The following is an 18,498-nucleotide window of genomic DNA, read 5'->3' on the forward strand; positions in this document are numbered from 1 at the left end:
TTAGTTATCCTTTTTTATCAAATCTACTTTGTTAAAGCTATCAATAAGTTCATTCATAAAATCAACATGATAATCTTCTAAATCATTTTTTGTATATTTTTCACGAGCCCTAAATGCGTTTTGGCAAATTTCTTTTTTTCTTGATTCAGTGTTTAATATAAATCTTTCTTTCTCTTCATTTCTATCAGCAATACATTTTTCTAAATAATCCAAAATTGACATATTTTTAAATGCTAGTTTTTTTCTATCACTTATCTGAGAGTTTGTTATCGTATTGTATTGTTTATACTTAAGTATAATATTAACTGCATCTACTATTATTTTTATAGGCATGAAATCTTCAATCTCCCAAATATCTCTATTATTTTCTTGTATCGATTCTCCATATCTTTTTAATTTTTTTGCATCTAGCTTTATGTTTGGATATAAATTATCTTTTGATATTTTATTGTATTGTTTTCTACCTTCTTCATCGTTATCAAAAATACATATAAAATATGGTTTAAAAGAAGTATAACTGCACTGATTATTAAAATATTCTAAAAAACCTGCTATTTTAGTTGCACCACCAGAATGTATTATATTTGGCATAGATAAATTTAAAATTTCTATTAGCATTTGCAAATATTTCTTATCTTCTTCTCCTTCAACTAAAATATTATAAGGCATAATATCCCAATTATCATTGGTTTCTATACCTAAATGTTTTTTAATAACAGATAACTTTTCAAACGCAGTGCCTATATAAATCGGTTTTGTGTTAATTTCTTGAAATACTCTACCTTTTTTTCTAGCATAAATCTTTTCTTCTTTTGTCAATTTAAACAAATGAGTATTGACTAAATTATTAAAATCTACAAAGTATTGAGAATGTGTTGTCATAATTATAGGCTGCTTTTTCTCTCTTACAATATTTTTAAATATTTCCATAATCTTTTTTTGTAATTTTGGCTGCAAAAATGCTTCTGGTTCATCAATTGCCCATATTATATCTGTTGTAATTTTATCTGTAATATATTGCATTAAAGATAAAAGTACTATTCTTTGAGCACCACTCCCTTTATGATCCATTAAGTGGTCATTTCCATCGTCTAAAGTAACAGATGTCATAGTTTTTACAACATCTCTTAATTTTTCAAATTCGGCAAATCTAATTTTTATTTCCTTGTCTTTTAAGGTGTTATCAAAATCTAACATTTGTTTTAAATATATATTAATATCCTTTTCTATATCTTCTATAGCTTTCTTTGATTGTTCTATGAATAATTTCAATGTTCTTAAAGGCTCACTTTGCTTTTTTCGTTTATTATCTAAGGCTAACAAAGCATCGTTTTCTAAAATAGCAGAAATTACGCTAGGCATATTCACATTACTTGCTTCTATAAATAAAAGTTTAAAACTTTCTATAATATCTCTAGCAACTTTCCATTCAACCATCTTTCCATTTAATATATACACAATCTTATCTTTATGAAATTCAACTTTTAAAATATGTGTGACATTATTTTTTGTAAAATAGCCTATTAATTCTGTTTTTCTACCACCAGTTGATCCCTTTTGAATATGATATGGTCTATCTTCATTTTGATTATACTCCACACCATTATTATGATTAAAAAATAAATTTAAGGCTCTCAAAAAATTAGTCTTTCCAATATTATTTTCACCGCAAATTGTATTTATATTATTATTGTCTATATTTAAAGTAATATCCAATAAAGAACGAAAGTTTTTAACCTGAAATTTTACAAACTTATATTTATTCACACATTCTCCTTTAGTTAGTTATTTTTATTTCTCCGTTTAGGAGTTTTGGGATAAGTATATCACGCATATTTTCTAGGGTTTGAATTTCTCCTAGATTAAATATAATTTTTTCAAAAAAATCATTTAATTGTTTAGAATAACTCACAATCTCTTCACTCGTAAGCTTAACAAATGGACAATTTTCAATATCTGTCGCACTTATATTTTCTTGAGCACTGCCAGTAGCTGAATTGATAACATAGTCATAACCAAATTCAGAAGTTAAATGTATATATGCTAAAAACCTAGCTCCTAAAAACCTTTCTTTTACCATTCCTACTCGCTGATTTAACCATAATTTTTTATTTGTACTTGGAACGATACCCATTTTACCTATCTCAGCACCAGTCATTGCAAATAAAATATCTCCAGAATTTATATTAAATTTGTTATTAACTTCATTTATAGTATTTTGGCTTATCTTATCAGTATTTACAATATCTACAATTCCATTTGAAATATTTTTTATCTTTATTACTCCATTGTTACCATAATCTATAAAATCTTTACTCTTAAAAGCAAAACCATTTTGCATAGATATAAAATCACTAATAGTGCTATTAAATTCTCTATCTTTAAACCAATTTAAAAAAAGAGTTTGGGCGAGTTCTTCTAGGGTTTTGTTTTGCTCGTGTAGTAGTTCTATCTTGTCATCAATACTACTTAAGATAGTAGCAATTTGCCTTTGCTCTTCTAATAGCGGTAATAAAATTTCTATTGTTTGTAAATCATTTTTATTTACCGAGCCAAAAACACTACCAGACTCATTATTTATAATAACACTTCTTAAGTTGTGTAATAAGTAATATAAAAATTCATTTTCACCATTTTTTGCATTCATGGAGCATAAGCCCCTACCGATACAAATATCATTGTTTGCGAAATTAATATCTCCGACAGGAGCTCTCACACTAAATAAAATCTCACCCTTTTTAGCTATTTTTTTATATTCAGTGCAATATGTATCAAAATAAGGATATTTCCTACCAAAAGTCCTATTGCCTTGTAAAAATGGCATACCTATATTATCAAAATTATAAAATTCTGATTTTGGAGATTGCCCCATTGTTATCTCTGCAATATCCCCAAGCTTACATTTTTTCCAATTATTCATATCTTAATCCCTCGGAATTTATTTGCGTAAAAAATCCAAAAAATACACGAAATAAATTCGAGAATTTAAATTCGGAATTTCCTTTGTTTAAGCTTGGTTTAAAAGATAATGACGAAAGCACAACACAAAACATTATTTTATCTTCTCTAAATTTTTTAAGATAGTTTCGCTCAGCTCTTGCTCAGTTTTGATTTGGGATTTTAACTTTGCTAAAAGCTCGTTAAATCTAGTATCAAAATCAAACTCATCATCACTATCAGCAAGCCCCACATAACGCCCTGGGGTAAGCACATAAGAAAGCTCTCTTATCTCATCTATGCTAACACTTTTACAAAAGCCTTTTATGTCTTCATAATCAGTGCCGTTTTTCCATGCTTTATAAATATTTGCGATTTGGTTTATATCGTCTTTGTTTAGGGTTTTGTTGCGTCTATTTATCCTAGTTCCTAAATCTCTTGCATCTATAAAAAGCGTTTTTTTGACTGTCTTTGGTAGCTTTTGGCGTCTTATAAACCAAAGTGATGCAGGAATACCTGTATTTAAAAACAGCTTTGCGGGTAGATTTACTATACAATCTATCAAATCATCTTCAATAAGTGCTTTTCTAATGGCTGCTTCATTTGTGGTGTTGCTTGTAAGTGCGCCTTTAGCTAGGACAAATCCCGCTACACCGCCGTTTGGTGATAGATGATATAAAAAGTGCTGTATCCAAGCGTAGTTGGCGTTGCTTGCTGGTGGGACGCCGTATTTCCATCTGCCATCGTTTTCTAACAGTTCGCCGCTCCAGTCCGAGTCGTTAAATGGTGGATTGGCTATAATAAAATCGGCTTTTAAGTCTTTATGAGCGTCGTTTAAAAATGAGCCTTCGTTGTTCCATATCACTTGTGAGCTTTCGATTTTTCTTATGGCTAGGTTCATTTTGGCGAGTTTGTAGGTAGTCTGATTTGACTCTTGACCATAGATTGAGATGTCATCTAGTCTGCCTTGGTGAGATTTTACAAACTCTTCGCTTTGAACAAACATACCGCCACTTCCACAGCAAGGATCAAACACTCTGCCTTTATATGGCTCAAGCATAGTTACTAGGAGCTCTACGACGCATTTTGGAGTGTAGAATTGTCCGCCTTGTTTGCCTTCAGCTAGGGCAAATTCACCTAAAAAATACTCAAATACATGACCTAAAACATCGGTGCTTTTACCAGTGTCAAAGGCGATATTTCCTATAAGATCTATAAGTTCGCCTAGGCATTTACTATCTAAGTTATCTTTGGCATAGACTTTTGGCAAAACTCCTTTTAGAGTATCGTTGTGTTTTTCTATCTCGTCCATTGCTTCATCTAGCATTTTGCCTATTTTGGGATTTTTGGCGTTATCTCTTATGTAGTTGTAGCGAGATTTTTCTGGAACGAAGAAGATATTGTCAGCTAGGTATTCATCTGCATCTTCTGGGTCGGCTCCATCATCTTGTTCTTTTAATAACTCTTCGTATTTTTGCATAAAGCTATCGCTAATGTAGCGTAAAAATATAAGTCCTAAAACTATGTGTTTATACTCTGCTGCGTCGATATTTTTGCGTAATTTATCAGCACTTTTCCATAACGCATCTTCTAGTTTTATTTCTTTTTTCTTTGCCATTTTTATCCTTAAATAATTTTATTAAGTATAACAAATAGTATTTTAAAAGCAAATGATGATAAGGTGTATTACTACGAGCTTATACCACCTTACAAGCTTACTAAAAACAAGCCTTTAGAATACGCATATTTTAAGGAATTTCTAAAATGCTACAAAGAAAAGAAAAATCACTGCTAATTCTTGGCTGCTTAGCAAAAAAGAACTTGAAGAAAGAAATTATGATTTAAGTGCTAAAAATCCAAATGTAAAAGAAGAAAAAATCCTAAGAACTAGCGAAGAGATTTTAAATTCTTTAGAAGAAAATTTAAAACTTCAAAATAAGTATTTAAAAGAAATAAAAGATGCCTTAAAAGCATAAGGCATCTTTATTTATAGGCTTATTACCCCAATGCGTGTGTTTTCATAGCAAGAATTAAGCACTATGTCTATCATAGCACTAGCATAATCACTATAGCTGATTTTACTTTCATTGTTGGCATTCACTTCAAATTTTTCGCCTATGATTTTATAATGATTGCTTTTTGGAAGATCTGGTGAAAAAATAGCAGATGGGCTCACATATACCCATTTAAAACCTTTTTCATTGCGTAAAAATTCCAATACTTCCGCACTTGCTTAGCTATATCCAAATACTCTTTAGGAAAATCAGGCATATCCATAAGTCTTGTAGTATGATTCTCATCCATATACAAACTTCCAGCACCCCCTACAACAAATAATTTAGCCTTACTTCCTTGTAAAATTACACTCAAGCATTCTATATGCTTTTTATGTAAGCTTAAATTTTCCCATTCTCCAAAAGCGTCAATAATAATATCAAAATCTATCAGATCTTTAGAATCAAGTTCAAAAAGATCTCTTTGTACTATTTTAGCTTGAGGTAAAAATTCATTCATTTTAGAGCTATTGCGTACAAAACATACTGGCTCTAAATTTCTTTTTAAAGCTTCTTTGCTGATTTCTTTGCCTACTTTACCGCTTGCACATAAAATTGCTATTTTCATAATATCTCCTTTTTAAGTATTTTTACATAAAAAATGCAATCTAGAAATTATAAATATATTTACTACTAAAAATCAAGTAGATATTATTTTATAATATAGTATCTATTTTAGGAGTATTATGTTATTTTAGTATTTTAATGAGATAAATTTTTTTAAAAAATATGTTATAATTTTAAAAAATAAGGATTTATAATGAAAAAATATCATTCTCTTTGTCCTATTGAAACCACGCTTAATTTGATAGGAAATAAATGGAAAATTTTAATTATTCGAGATTTGTTGCAAGGGACTAAAAGATTTGGAGAGTTAAGAAAAAGCATTTCATTTACAAAAAATCAAAACATCTCTCAAAATGTCCTTACACAAAATTTACGAGAATTAGAAGAAGCAAAACTGATCAAACGCAAAGTTTATGCAGAAGTTCCTCCAAAGGTTGAGTACTCACTTACATCTTTAGGCAATAGTTTAGAATCCATCTTAAAAAGTCTTGAGAATTGGGGAAATAGCTATAAAAATATCGTTTAAGTAATAAATTAATATATCAATATATATTAATTTATTAATTTATACATGTTATATTTTTTGGAAATATTTTTAAAAGGATAAAAAATGCAGTCTTTTTTAAATACTTTCAAAGAGTTTTTATATCTATTTACTGAGCTTTCTGTACTTTTTATAGCTATTTCTTTTTTAGTTTCTATTATCAATCAAAAATACGAAGGAATTTTTAAAAAACAACTTGCTGGTGACAAAATTTCAAGTTATTTTAAAGCTATATTTTTAGGTGCTTTAACGCCATTTTGTTCCTGTTCTACCATACCGCTTTTAAGAGCTTTTTTAGAAGCGAAAGTAAAACTTAGCATAGCTTTAGCTTATCTTTTTACTTCGCCTCTTATTAATCCTATTATTTTTTCCATGCTTTTTGTAACTTTTGGTTTAAAGTTAAGTTTGATTTATGTGGTTTTTTTGATATTTTTGATATTTATTATTTCTTTTGTTTTTTCTAAATTTAAGGAAGATAGTTTTTTAAAACATATTCCTAAAAATACAAAATCAAGTATTTTTACCCAAAGCGCTCACAATCCTAGCAATTTTATTTTTAAACAAAAATCATGCTGTGCAAATACTCAAGATAAGTCTAAAAATATAACGATAAACTATAAAGAATTATTCAAAGAAAGTTTGAAAAATTATAAAAAATTATTACCTTATATCGTTGTGGCAGTTTTTATCGGTGCTTTTATTCATGGTTTTATTCCTCAAGAAATTTTACAAAAATACCTAAATGGCAATGAAATTTTAAGCATTGCATTAGCGGCTTTTTTAGGAATTTTCCTTTATTTAAGAGTAGAAACTATTATTCCTATAGGCTTAGCACTTTTACAAATGGGAATTTCTCAAGGAGTGATTATGAGTTTTTTAATCGCTGGTGCTGGATGTTCTTTACCTGAGCTTGTTTTACTCAAACAAATGTTTAAAATGAAATTTTTATTTTTATTTGTTATGATTATTTTAGGCGTGGCTATATCTTTTGGAATTTTTATTAATTTAATTTAAGGAAATAAAATGCAAAAATTTTTAACCATTATTTCGGCGATCAATGATGAAAGTAGGATTTTGATTTTACATCATCTTTTAAGATACAAAGAACTTTGTGTTTGTGATCTACAAGAGCTCTTAAACATGGGTCAATCAAGACTTTCAAGACATTTAAAAATTTTAAAAGATGCAGGTTTTTTGTATGTAAGGCGTCAAGGAACTTGGGCGTATTATGGGATTAATAATGAGCTTTTAAAGCTGCATTTAGATCTTTTTGAAAATATCAAAAGTTTAGAGCTTAAAAATGTTATTAAAAAAAATGAAAATATTATTACCCAAATTTGCCCTTAATATAAAATCAACCCTTAAACTTATACAATTTATCACAAGGTTGATAGTCCTTGCTTTCTGGATTAAACCCATCGACTTCATTTGCAAGCATTTCTTCATAAATTTTTATCTTTTTGCTTAAAACTTTTTCACTTTCTTTTAATGTTTTAATCTGGTTTTGTAATTTTTTCTTTGTTTGCTTTAACATCTCTTGTCTTTCTTTAGCAGTTTTTATACCCAAAGAGCAAAGTTTTATATAATGTTTGATTTGTTCTATTGGCATACCTGAAATTCTAAGCCATTCTATCCATTTTACCCATTCTATATCGCTTTTTGAAAAATATTTCACACTATTTTCATCTTTTTGAACAAAAGGAAACAAACCTTTTTTAGCCCAAAATCTTAAAGTATGAGCACTAATTTTTGTTTCTTTTTCTACTTTTTTTATAGCATAAGCCATATTTTCTCCTTTATTTAAGATAAAAATAAAAATTTATTTTATTTTTTTGTGATAAAATAATAGCCAAATTATTAGTTTTATGCTAAAAATAACAAAGATTAAAAGGAAAATAATGAATAGTATTAAAATCAAACTTTCCCTCATTGCAAATTTAATTGCAATTTTTGCCTTAATTGTTCTAGGTATTGTAAGTTTTTATTTTACAAAAACCTCACTATATGAAAGCACTCTTAAAAATCAAACTGACCTACTTAAAGTCACACAATCTACCGTTGAAGATTTCCGTTCCACAAATCAATCTTTTACTAGAGCTTTAGAAAAAGATATCGCGAACTTACCTTATCAATCTTTAATCACTGAAGAAAATATTATTAACAATGTTGGTCCAATATTGAAATATTATCGTCATAGTATAAATGCACTAAATGTTTATTTAGGTTTAAACAATGGAAAAGTTTTACTTAGTCAAAAATCTAATGATGCAAAAATGCCTGAATTACGTGATGATTTAGATATAAAGACAAAAGATTGGTATCAAGAAGCTTTAAAAACAAATGATATTTTTGTTACACCAGCATATTTAGATACAGTTTTAAAACAATATGTAATAACGTATTCTAAAGCTATTTATAAAGATGGTAAAATCATAGGGGTACTGGGTGTCGATATACCATCAGAAGATTTGCAAAATTTAGTTGCAAAAACCCCTGGAAATACTTTTTTATTTGATCAAAAAAATAAAATATTTGCAGCAACCAATAAAGAATTATTAAATCCATCCATTGATCATTCTCCTGTTCTAAATGCATATAAACTCAATGGTGATAACAACTTCTTCTCTTATAAGTTAAATAATGAAGAAAGACTTGGAGCTTGTACTAAAGTCTTTGCTTATACAGCTTGTATTACCGAAAGCGCTGATATTATAAATAAACCTATTTATAAAGCTGCATTTATTCAAGCCATTGTTGTCATTATTGTAGTAGTATTTAGCGTCATCCTCCTTTATTTCATCGTATCAAAATACCTCTCCCCACTTGCAGCTATCCAAACAGGTTTAACTTCATTCTTTGATTTTATCAACTATAAAACAAAAAATGTTTCTACTATAGAAGTAAAAAGCAATGATGAATTTGGACAAATCTCAAATGCTATCAACGAAAACATTCTTGCTACTAAAAGAGGCTTAGAACAAGACAATCAAGCCGTTAAAGAATCAGTTCAAACCGTATCAGTTGTAGAAGGTGGTAATTTAACAGCAAGAATTACTGCTAATCCAAGAAACCCACAACTTATTGAACTTAAAAATGTTCTAAATAAACTTCTTGATGTTTTACAAGCTAGAGTAGGTTCTGATATGAATGCTATTCATAAAATTTTTGAAGAATACAAAAGCTTAGACTTTAGAAATAAATTAGAAAATGCTAGCGGTAGTGTAGAATTAACTACTAATGCTTTAGGTGATGAAATAGTTAAAATGCTAAAACAAAGCTCAGACTTTGCTAATGCTTTAGCTAATGAAAGTGGAAAATTACAAACTGCTGTTCAAAGCTTAACCACTTCTTCAAATTCTCAAGCTCAATCTTTAGAAGAAACTGCAGCAGCTTTAGAAGAGATCACTTCTTCCATGCAAAATGTTTCAGTTAAAACTAGTGATGTTATCACTCAATCTGAAGAGATTAAAAATGTTACAGGTATTATAGGTGATATTGCAGATCAAATCAATCTTTTAGCTTTAAATGCAGCTATTGAAGCAGCTCGTGCTGGAGAACATGGTAGAGGCTTTGCAGTGGTAGCTGATGAAGTTAGAAAGTTAGCTGAAAGAACTCAAAAGTCTTTATCAGAAATTGAAGCTAATACTAATTTACTTGTTCAATCTATCAATGATATGGCAGAAAGTATTAAAGAACAAACTGCAGGTATCACTCAAATCAATGATAGCCTCAAATTGATCAAACTACTAAAGATAATGTTGAAATTGCTAATGAATCAGCTATTATTTCTAGTACAGTAAGTGATATAGCTAATAATATCTTAGAAGATGTTAAGAAGAAAAGGTTTTAATCTTAGATAACTAGCTAAAAAGCTAGTTATCTCTAAATTTACTTATTGATTTAAAATTTGATTTTTACTCTTACATAAATTCTGCCAATTTGAAACACTTTTGATTTCAAGACATTGTTTTAAAATTTCTTTTTCAGCTTGTATATTTTGCATTCTTTCATAAGTTAAAGCTTGGATATATAAAGCTCTTGCCTTATCCTTATCTGAAAGTTTTAATTTAAGCAAATCTGTTAAAACAGCTAAACTTTCTTCATTTTTATTGATTTTAGCCAAAGTATCAAGATACATAAATTCCAAATTAGGACTAAAAAGATTTATACCTTTAAAATTTTGATAGTCAATGGCCTTAGGTGCGTAAGTTAAAATCGTTGTTTGCATATTATGATCATTAGCATAAGAAAGTAAAGCATCGTAGGCTTCTACCATACTAAAATTCATTGGAAAACTTTCTAAAATTTGCAAAATTTTAATGGCTTGATTGTAGTCATTTAAGCGCAATAAAGACAAAAATTGCAAATAATAAGCCTTAAAATTCTCATCATCGCTTTTTAAAATTCTAGAATTAGCTATATCTTTAGAAATTTTGATCACCTGAGGATATTGTTTATTATCAAAAAGAATAGATGCTTTTTGAAGACCATAAAATATAGAATCTTCATTATAATTTTTATCTATATAATCAAGTGCTTGTTCAACATTAGAAGTTCTGATAAGACAAGCTAACATTTGTTTTTTATTCTCAATTTTCTGACCTATATCATAAGCACTAAAACGCATAAAAATATTTGCAGCATTGATACAATTATCAGCTTTTATGGCATTTTTTAAATCATTAATGGCTGCTTTCTCTAAAAATTGAGTAGCATTTGGAATTTTTTTACTTTCTATAAGATCTTTATAAGCTAAAATAGCACTAAAATTTCCCTCTTTATAATAAAGTGCAACATCTTCATCTAAAGCTTTATTTGCAATATTCTCATCTTTATTTGCATATTGCTTCATTAAATCTGTATAACGCTGATGCAAAAAGCTTGCATTATTATCACCTAAAGCAAAGAATACCTCATCACTTGCTTTTTTAATTTCATCTAAATACTTACCATCTAAATAATCATCCATATACAAATCAAGGTATTTTTTAGCATCACTAGATCTGTTAATATGTGATAAAACTAAGGCTAAATCTTTTAAAGTTTCTTCATAACTTGGATCAAGTTTGGACATTTTAGCAAAGGTATCTTCATAAATACTTGCACTTATATCAAATTGTCCTTTTTGATTAAATAATTTAGCAAGTTCTAAAGATCTTGGAATATCTTTTCCAAAATATTCAGGATTGGCTTTTAAAATGGTATTAATATATTCTATAGCTTTATTTACTTGCTCATTTGAAAGCAAATTCTTTGCCAAACTCATAGCTGCTCTTGCAGCTAAATCTAAATTTTTTGTATTAAAATAAGTATTTTCATAGATATTTACAGCTTTTTCTTTTTCATTTAAATTATAAATATAATCTGCATAATCAAGTTTTGATAACTGAGTAAAATAATTATTAGGTTGTTCATTATCCAAAATCGACATTGTATACTCTACATCAGCACGCTGAGCTAAAGCGATATAAGTTTTTAACATTATATGTAAAACTTCTGAAAAATTTTTATCACTTGTAAAAGTACGCATCCAATTTTTAGCATCATCAATCATCTTTTCTAAAATTTGCTGATCGCGTATACTTGGATCTTGAGTGTAAAGTTTATTTTGAGCTCTTAATTTATAAAGTATAAATTCACTAGTAAAAATACTGCCACGATATCTATTGATAGCATTTTGTGCATCAATCACCACTTGATTGTAATTAGCCTTATCGTATTCTTTTTTGATGCGTAAATAAGTATTGATATCTGCACTTTGAGGAATAACAACAGGATCAGAATTTAAATCCAAAGCTCCAACATAAGGCAAACTCTCATGTGGAAAATTGATATTAAAATCAAGTCCATCATAGTCTTTAATAGGTGCTAGTTCTGGTGCAAAAATAAAAGTAAAAGCCTTACTTTTATGCGAACTTGATGAACTGAGTTCTTTATCTATATAAATATTTTGAGAAGTGTCAAACATTCTTGCTTGTATTTTTGGCAAAATGATCATTTTAATTTTTTGAGCTTCTTGTATAAATTTTAAATCAAAAGCAGAAAAACTCTGATCTTTTAATTTATTATCAACCATACCTGCAATATCACATTCAAAATGAACTTTTGCTTCGGTAATAAATTTTTGACATGTAAATTCTAAATCATTACTCGCATGTAAAACTGCAAAAGCTTGATTATTTTCGCGACCCGTGTTTAAAACAAGCTCAAAAGCAAAAGCATTTAAAAAACTTAATAAAATTAAAAATAATATTCTCATAAAATAATTATAGCAAAACTCTTATAACATTAACAATATAGCAAAAGTGCTTACACAAACACAAAAAGCTAAAATAAAATTTTGTATAAAACTAAACTTAATATTATGAACCCTATCATTTTTCATAAATAAAACATGAATTAAAATCTTTAAATACGCATAAAGCATAATAACAGAAGATAAAGCCACAAAAAGCGCCAAATACCAATATCCATTTAAAATTGCTGTATTTAAAATCATAAATTTACCCCAAAACACTCCAAAAGGCGGGATACCTGCTAAAGAAAGCACACTAATGCTTAAACAAAAAGCAATTAAAGGTTTTTTAACCAAAAGCCCATTTAAACTCTCATAAGAATTATTCTCATAATTGCTTAAAATCATAAATACAGCATAATTTGCAAAAGCAAATAAAGTCCAATATCCAAAAATAGCAAGCAAAATTCCATCAAAATTTTGTTCTTTTAATAAAGGAATGCAAGCTACCAAAACCAAAGAAGAATGCACTACAGAACTATAAGCAAACATTTTTTTGATATTGTTTTGACTTAGAGCCGCAAAAGCACCTATAAGCATAGAAAAAATCGCTAGAACTATTATGATATATTCAAAACCTGTATTATTTAAAAAATCAAACAAACGAATAACCACAACCAACATGGCAACTTTTGGCACAACTGAAATAAAAGCAACCAAATTTGTATGTGCTGCATAATACACATCTTTAAGCCAAAAATGAAAAGGTGCCAAAGAAAGCTTGATTGCACAAAGAACAAAAATCATCACTCCAGCACCCAAAAGCATGGGATCTTTTTGAAACTCATTTTTTAATGCTAAATTAGCAGATAAATCTAAAGTTCCTGTTTTTAAATAAATAAAAGCTACAGCCATAACAAAAAACCCAGCTCCTACAGCCGCTACACTAAAGTATTTTATCGCACTTGAAATAGCATTATCACTTCCGCGCGTTGCTATTAAAGTATAAAGCGCTAAAGAAGAACTTTCAAGTCCTATAAAAATAAGTACTAAATTTGAGCTTGAAACCATCAAAAGCAAAGATGCAATCATAAATAAAAATAAAGCATAAAATTCACCTTGATTTTCTTCTTTTTGCATTAAAAGATATAAAAATGAAAAACACAAAATTACCAAAGAAGCATAAAATGAAACAATATCATTATTTAAAGTGGCCAAAAAAGCTTTTGCTTCTAAACCTTGAGCATTTGCATTATTTAAAATCAAAAAAGCACTTACAATCAAAGACAAAGAACTTATGCCGATATAAAACGATCGATGAAATTTCCAAAAACCAGAGCAAAGCAAAAGAACTATTGCAGTTGTAATTAAAAATAAAAATGGATAAGATAAGCTTATATTTAAAAGTTCTAAATTTAAAAAATTATTTAACATTTGCCTCTCCTATTTTAGATAAAAAATCTAAAGTATTTTGCTCAACAGCTCTAATATTCATTGTTTTTATAAGATTATCCACATCTTTTTGTATCGGCTTTAAAAGTATATTTGGCATAAGCCCTAGTCCAAAAATCATTACTACAATACACACAAGCGCTACTATTTCTCTAAATCGTAAAGAAAAATTCTCTATAAAGCTTTGTTTTTGCATGAAAAATATTTTTCTAAATACTGCGAACATATAAATCGCTCCTAAAATAATCACCAAACCTGCCAACAAAGCGTAAAATAAATTAATCTTTGCTATACCTAAAAGAATTAAAAACTCTCCCACAAAAGAAACAGTTAAAGGCAAAGAAACACTCGCAAGTAAAATGAGCATAAAGAAAATTGAAAATAAAGGTGCTTTTTTGGCTAAAGAATGGTAAAAAGAAATATCATAAGTATGATATCTTTGGTATAAAAGTTCAACCATTAAAAATAAAGCTCCCGTTACAATACCATGTGCAAACATATAAAAAACCGCACCACTAATACCCAAAGCATTTAAAGAAAAAATTCCCAAAATCATCACACCAAGATGTGAAATAGAACTATAAGCAATCAATTCTTTAATATTTTCTGCTCTATAAGCAATTAAAGCATTATAAACGATACTTACTATACATAAAGCTACAATTAAAGGCATAAAATACACACTCGCATCTGGAAAAAGTGGTAAACAAAAAAGTAAAAATCCAAAAGGAGCCATTTTAAAAACTACAAGCATTACAGAAACAAGTATAGGCGAATTTGCATAAACCTTAGGTGCCCAAGTATGAAGTGGAAATAAAGGAGCTTTGATAGCAAAAGCGATAAAAAATGCTCCAAAAAGTAAAAGTTGCTCTGTAAAATTTACTGCTGAGGCATTATTTTTCCAAATTTCCAAGTCAAAAGTGAAGATATTTAAAAGCTGATAATTTAAATAAGCTTGATAAATCAATGCTACAAGCATTAAAATTGAACCCGCAAAAGCATAGATAAAAAATTTCACCCCTGCTCTAAAATCTTTACCATAAACTCCCATAATATAAAGCAAAGGCAAAAGAGAAAATTCCCAAAAAACATAAAACAACAAACCATCTTTTGCGCTAAAAAGTCCCATAATAGCAAATTCTAAAAAGAATATACAAGATATAAGCGCTTTCTGTTCTAGTTTCAAAAATAAAAAGCTTAAAAATATCATCAAAGAACTTAAAAGCATCAATACAAGTGCAATACTGTCTACTCCTACATGAAAGCTAAAAAATTTCAAAATTTTAAAAGAGAGATTATAATCAAAGCTTACCCCTTGTAAAAAATCCGCAAAAATATCCAAATTTAAAGCCAAAATCATAAAACTTACAACAACGCTAAAAACCTTAACGCCTCCGCGATTTAATAGCAAAACCACAAAAGCAGCAATCAAAGGAAAAAATATCAAATAATTTAGCATTTTACACCATCCATACTAAAATCAACAAAATCACAAAAGCTGCCACCAAAAACCTAAGCATTAAGTTTAAGCTGTTTGGCATAATCATTTTTTGTGAAATATTTTGAGAATACAAAGCAATTTTTTCAACTATTCTGTCAAAAATATAAAGATCACAATGTTTTAAAATCGTACATAAGCTTTCATATTTTGAAACGATAAATTGATGATAAAATCTAGGAATAAAATAATCATTACTTAAAAGTTTGTGAATTTTATTTTCTTCAATACTTTCTTTAAACCAAGAATTTTTATAAGCAAAAATAGCCAAAATTGCACCCAAAATAGCTGCTACACTCGCACAAATCATTACAATTTGATTTTGCGCATCAATAAAAACTAATTTTGTGCTTAAATATTCAAAAAAACTATGTTCGAAAAATCCTGCAATAATAGCTAAAACCATCAAAGGACTCATAGCCAAAAGTGCGATTTTACTTGCTTCATGTGGATGTTCATCATGTCTTGCAGGGGTAAAAAATACCAACATTAAAAGTCTAAAGCTATAAAATGCTGTTAAAAAAGCTGCGATTAAGAGCACTAAAAAAATACCATGGTGAAAAGAAATGAAAGAATATCCCAAAATCAAATCTTTAGAGAAAAATCCTGCAAAAGGATAAATTCCTGCTAAAGCTAAAGATCCTATACACATTAAAATAGCTGTAATTTTTAAAGGTTTAAAAAGTCCACCCATTTTTTTAATGTCTAATTTATCATTCATAGCATGCATTACATTTCCAGCGCCTAAGAAAAGTAAAGATTTAAAAAAAGCATGCGTAGCTAAGTGAAATAAAGCTATACCATAAGCCCCAAGTCCTGCAGCCACAAACATATATCCAAGTTGCGATAAGGTAGAGTAAGCAATAATGCGTTTTAAATCCCTAACCACCAAAGCCATAGAGGCTGCAAAAATCGCTACAAAAGCTCCGAGTAAGGCAATAATATAAGAAACTTCAGGAACTAAATCATAAAGCGTACTCGCACGAATTACCAAATAAACCCCCGCTGTTACCATGGTTGCTGCATGGATTAATGCAGAAACAGGAGTTGGCCCTGCCATAGCATCAGCAAGCCAAGTGTGAAAAGGAAATTGTGCAGATTTTCCCATAGCCCCTATAAATAAACAAGTTGCGATTAAGATCAAAGCATTGTGATCTAGGCTTTGTGCCATGGAAAAAACTTCATCATATTTTAAAGTTCCTGCTTGCAAATAAAGCCAAAAAATTCCTAAAAGCATACCCAAATCCGCAATACGATTCATAATAAAAGCTTCATTAGCCGCAAAAGAATAAGTATCATTTTTATACCAAAAACCTATGAGCAACCAAGAGCAAAGCCCAACGCCTTCCCAACCTACGAAAAGTCCTAAAAAATTATCACTCATGACTAAAAAAAGCATAGAAAAGACAAAAAGCCCCAAATAAGCAAAAAATTTATTAAAACCTTCATCATGAGCCATATAAAAAATACTATAAAAATGCACACAAGTGGCTACAATACCTACAATACTCATCATAGTAAGCGAAATAGCATCTATATCAAAACCAAAATTTACTCCAGCAAACCATTCAAACAAACTCACATTAAAAGCTTCATTGCAAAAAAGCAAATACAAAGAACAAAAAGTACTCAAAGCTACTAGAAGTGAACAAAATATCCCTACGAATTGTTTTTTCTCACTCAAAGCAAAACAACTTGCAAACAAAAAAGCTACAAAGGGACTAAAAAGAGAAATCAAAGCCAAATTTTGCATACTAAGCCTCCACTTCTTTTAAGCTTTTTAATTCTAAAGTGCCTTTTCTTCTATACCAAAGCACACACAAAGCTATACCAACAGCTACTTCACAAGCCGCTACACCCATGATAAAAAGCGCAAAAACCTGTCCATTTAAATCATTGTGCATTTTAGAAGCTGCTACTAAAGCTAAATTAGCACTATTTAATAAAATTTCACTCGAAATAAAAAGCATAATGAGATTTTGTCTTTTTAAAATCCCTACAAGCCCTATGACAAACATTAAAATAGCAACGAAAAAATACTTTTCTATCATTGTTTTTCCTTTGTAAGCTCTTTATGAGTAAGAGTGATAGCACAAACTAAAGCGATCAAAAGCAAAATAGCTATAAACTCAAAAGCTAAAAGATATTTTGAAAAAATCGCTAAAGCCAGTTGTTTATTAAAATCAAACAAAGCAGGATCATTTAAAGGCAAATCCGTGCTGATATTTTGGTATTTAAAACCTATAAGCATAGTCAAAAGTAAAATCGCACTTAAAACCACCAAAGTAAAAAAACTTTTTTTAGCTTTAAGTTGTTCTTTAAATTCTTTAGAAGCATCAAAAAACATCATCGCAAAACTATAAAGTCCAAGTACAGCTCCACTATAAACAATAATTTGTATCACGCCTAAAAACTCTGCATCAAGCAAAAAATAAAATCCCGATAAAAACACCATTCCACCCGCTAAAGCAGAAAGAGAATAAAGCATATTTTTACTTAAAACCGCAATGCCAAAAAAGCCTAAAACCACTACACTAAAAAATACAAAAGCCAAATTTTCTATCATTTATTTTCTCCTTGCTCTTGTGTATTTTGATTTTCTAAGGCTCTTTCAATCATCACATCGTAATAATTTGGTGTTTTTACCACCAATAAATCAGCATCTTTTCTAAGGCTTCCTGCTCCTTCAAATTCAACTTGATTTTTAAGCTTATCAATAGGAGTTAAAAAATCTTGCTTATAGCCAAAATAAGACCTTTGCTCAGCTGCATTTTCATACTCTGTTCCATGTACTATAGCAAGTTCAGGGCAAACCTCAGCACAAAAACCACAATAAATACAACGCCCTAAATTAATACTATAATTTCCTACTTTTTTACGCCCATTTTCATCTAAAGAAGTTTCCATTCTGATACAATTACTAATGCAAATTTTTTCGCAAAGCCCACAACCTATACATCTTTCGTTTTCACTTTCTATAAAACGCATCAGACGATGAACAGCACGGTAACGATTGTCAAGTTTTACCTTTTCAAAAGGATATTTAATCGTAGCGCTATTATTTCTCTTAAGCAATTCTCTCATCATCACAAAAAGCCCTAGAAAAAGCTCTAGTTTAACACTTCTACGCAAAGCTTGTGAAATTTTCTCCCAAGTGCTAACAGGAGTTTTTCTTTTCTCATCCACTAAGTAATAATTTTTCATATCAAAC

At 29.1% G+C, this 18,498-nt stretch carries 14 protein-coding genes and 3 pseudogenes; 5 read left to right on the forward strand and 12 right to left on the reverse strand.

Annotation, left to right across the window (positions count from 1 at the left end):
- The 3 genes from FBF21_RS08070 to FBF21_RS08080 form a co-directional block, all read right to left on the reverse strand.
- Window positions 1-1,767 carry an ATP-binding protein gene (locus FBF21_RS08070; RefSeq protein ID WP_168985472.1) on the reverse strand — a complete coding sequence of 589 codons (1,767 nt, stop codon included), beginning with the start codon at window positions 1,765-1,767 and terminating at the stop codon, window positions 1-3.
- Between the two features lie 10 nt (window positions 1,768-1,777).
- Window positions 1,778-2,920: a restriction endonuclease subunit S gene (locus tag FBF21_RS08075; protein WP_002851154.1), complete on the reverse strand. Its 1,143-nt coding sequence runs from the start codon at window positions 2,918-2,920 to the stop codon at window positions 1,778-1,780.
- Window positions 2,921-3,052: 132 nt separating this feature from the next.
- Window positions 3,053-4,555 (reverse strand): class I SAM-dependent DNA methyltransferase, encoded by a 1,503-nt coding sequence (locus FBF21_RS08080; protein ID WP_002876351.1) that lies wholly within the window; start codon window positions 4,553-4,555, stop codon window positions 3,053-3,055.
- 54 nt (window positions 4,556-4,609) lie between these two features.
- On the opposite strand from FBF21_RS08080, the pseudogene FBF21_RS09315 reads away from it, so the two are divergent.
- Window positions 4,610-4,913, forward strand: a pseudogene (locus FBF21_RS09315) (SAM-dependent DNA methyltransferase); the annotation flags it as partial.
- Between the two features lie 11 nt (window positions 4,914-4,924).
- Here FBF21_RS09315 and FBF21_RS08090 read toward each other — a convergent pair.
- Window positions 4,925-5,559: pseudogene (locus FBF21_RS08090) on the reverse strand (NAD(P)-dependent oxidoreductase).
- A gap of 192 nt (window positions 5,560-5,751) precedes the next feature.
- On the opposite strand from FBF21_RS08090, the gene FBF21_RS08095 reads away from it, so the two are divergent.
- The 3 genes from FBF21_RS08095 (at window position 5,752) to FBF21_RS08105 (ending at window position 7,449) form a co-directional block, all read left to right on the forward strand.
- A complete protein-coding gene (locus tag FBF21_RS08095; RefSeq protein WP_002851392.1) occupies window positions 5,752-6,084 on the forward strand; it encodes a helix-turn-helix domain-containing protein in 333 nt (110 codons plus the stop codon).
- Window positions 6,085-6,168: 84 nt separating this feature from the next.
- Window positions 6,169-7,116 carry an organoarsenical efflux permease ArsP gene (gene arsP, locus FBF21_RS08100; protein ID WP_002904687.1) on the forward strand — a complete coding sequence of 316 codons (948 nt, stop codon included), beginning with the start codon at window positions 6,169-6,171 and terminating at the stop codon, window positions 7,114-7,116.
- A 9-nt stretch (window positions 7,117-7,125) separates the two neighbouring features.
- On the forward strand, window positions 7,126-7,449 hold the full coding sequence (locus FBF21_RS08105; protein WP_002904685.1) for a metalloregulator ArsR/SmtB family transcription factor: 324 nt from the start codon (window positions 7,126-7,128) through the stop codon (window positions 7,447-7,449).
- A gap of 7 nt (window positions 7,450-7,456) precedes the next feature.
- On the opposite strand, the gene FBF21_RS08110 is transcribed toward FBF21_RS08105, so the two are convergent.
- A complete protein-coding gene (locus FBF21_RS08110) occupies window positions 7,457-7,888 on the reverse strand; it encodes a MerR family transcriptional regulator (RefSeq protein WP_052803216.1) in 432 nt (143 codons plus the stop codon).
- Between the two features lie 79 nt (window positions 7,889-7,967).
- On the opposite strand from FBF21_RS08110, the pseudogene FBF21_RS08115 reads away from it, so the two are divergent.
- Window positions 7,968-9,952: pseudogene (locus FBF21_RS08115) on the forward strand (methyl-accepting chemotaxis protein).
- 42 nt (window positions 9,953-9,994) lie between these two features.
- On the opposite strand, the gene FBF21_RS08120 reads toward FBF21_RS08115, so the two are convergent.
- Genes FBF21_RS08120 through nuoI form a run of 7 tightly spaced genes read right to left on the reverse strand, consistent with a single transcriptional unit; the run spans window position 9,995 to window position 18,491 of the window.
- A complete protein-coding gene (locus tag FBF21_RS08120) occupies window positions 9,995-12,361 on the reverse strand; it encodes a hypothetical protein (RefSeq protein WP_052803155.1) in 2,367 nt (788 codons plus the stop codon).
- Window positions 12,362-12,382: 21 nt separating this feature from the next.
- On the reverse strand, window positions 12,383-13,771 hold the full coding sequence (locus FBF21_RS08125; protein WP_002865111.1) for an NADH-quinone oxidoreductase subunit N: 1,389 nt from the start codon (window positions 13,769-13,771) through the stop codon (window positions 12,383-12,385).
- Window positions 13,761-15,248: an NADH-quinone oxidoreductase subunit M gene (locus FBF21_RS08130; RefSeq protein WP_002856009.1), complete on the reverse strand. Its 1,488-nt coding sequence runs from the start codon at window positions 15,246-15,248 to the stop codon at window positions 13,761-13,763. The genes FBF21_RS08125 and FBF21_RS08130 overlap by 11 nt, the downstream gene beginning before the upstream one ends.
- Before the next feature lies 1 nt (window position 15,249).
- The gene (gene nuoL / locus FBF21_RS08135) at window positions 15,250-17,040 is read right to left on the reverse strand and encodes an NADH-quinone oxidoreductase subunit L (RefSeq protein WP_002876092.1); all 1,791 of its coding nucleotides are present in this window, start codon (window positions 17,038-17,040) and stop codon (window positions 15,250-15,252) included.
- 1 nt (window position 17,041) lies between these two features.
- Entirely contained in the window at window positions 17,042-17,338 is a 297-nt protein-coding gene (gene nuoK, locus FBF21_RS08140) for an NADH-quinone oxidoreductase subunit NuoK (RefSeq protein WP_002858921.1), read from the reverse strand.
- Window positions 17,335-17,853 (reverse strand): NADH-quinone oxidoreductase subunit J, encoded by a 519-nt coding sequence (locus FBF21_RS08145; RefSeq protein ID WP_002870007.1) that lies wholly within the window; start codon window positions 17,851-17,853, stop codon window positions 17,335-17,337. Before FBF21_RS08145 ends, nuoK begins: the two co-directional genes overlap by 4 nt.
- A complete protein-coding gene (gene nuoI, locus FBF21_RS08150; protein ID WP_002870005.1) occupies window positions 17,850-18,491 on the reverse strand; it encodes an NADH-quinone oxidoreductase subunit NuoI in 642 nt (213 codons plus the stop codon). Before nuoI ends, FBF21_RS08145 begins: the two co-directional genes overlap by 4 nt.
- Window positions 18,492-18,498 lie beyond the last annotated feature (7 nt).

It is taken from the genome of Campylobacter sp. CFSAN093238 (assembly GCF_012898015.1).
Taxonomy (GTDB): Bacteria; Campylobacterota; Campylobacteria; order Campylobacterales; family Campylobacteraceae; genus Campylobacter_D; species Campylobacter_D jejuni.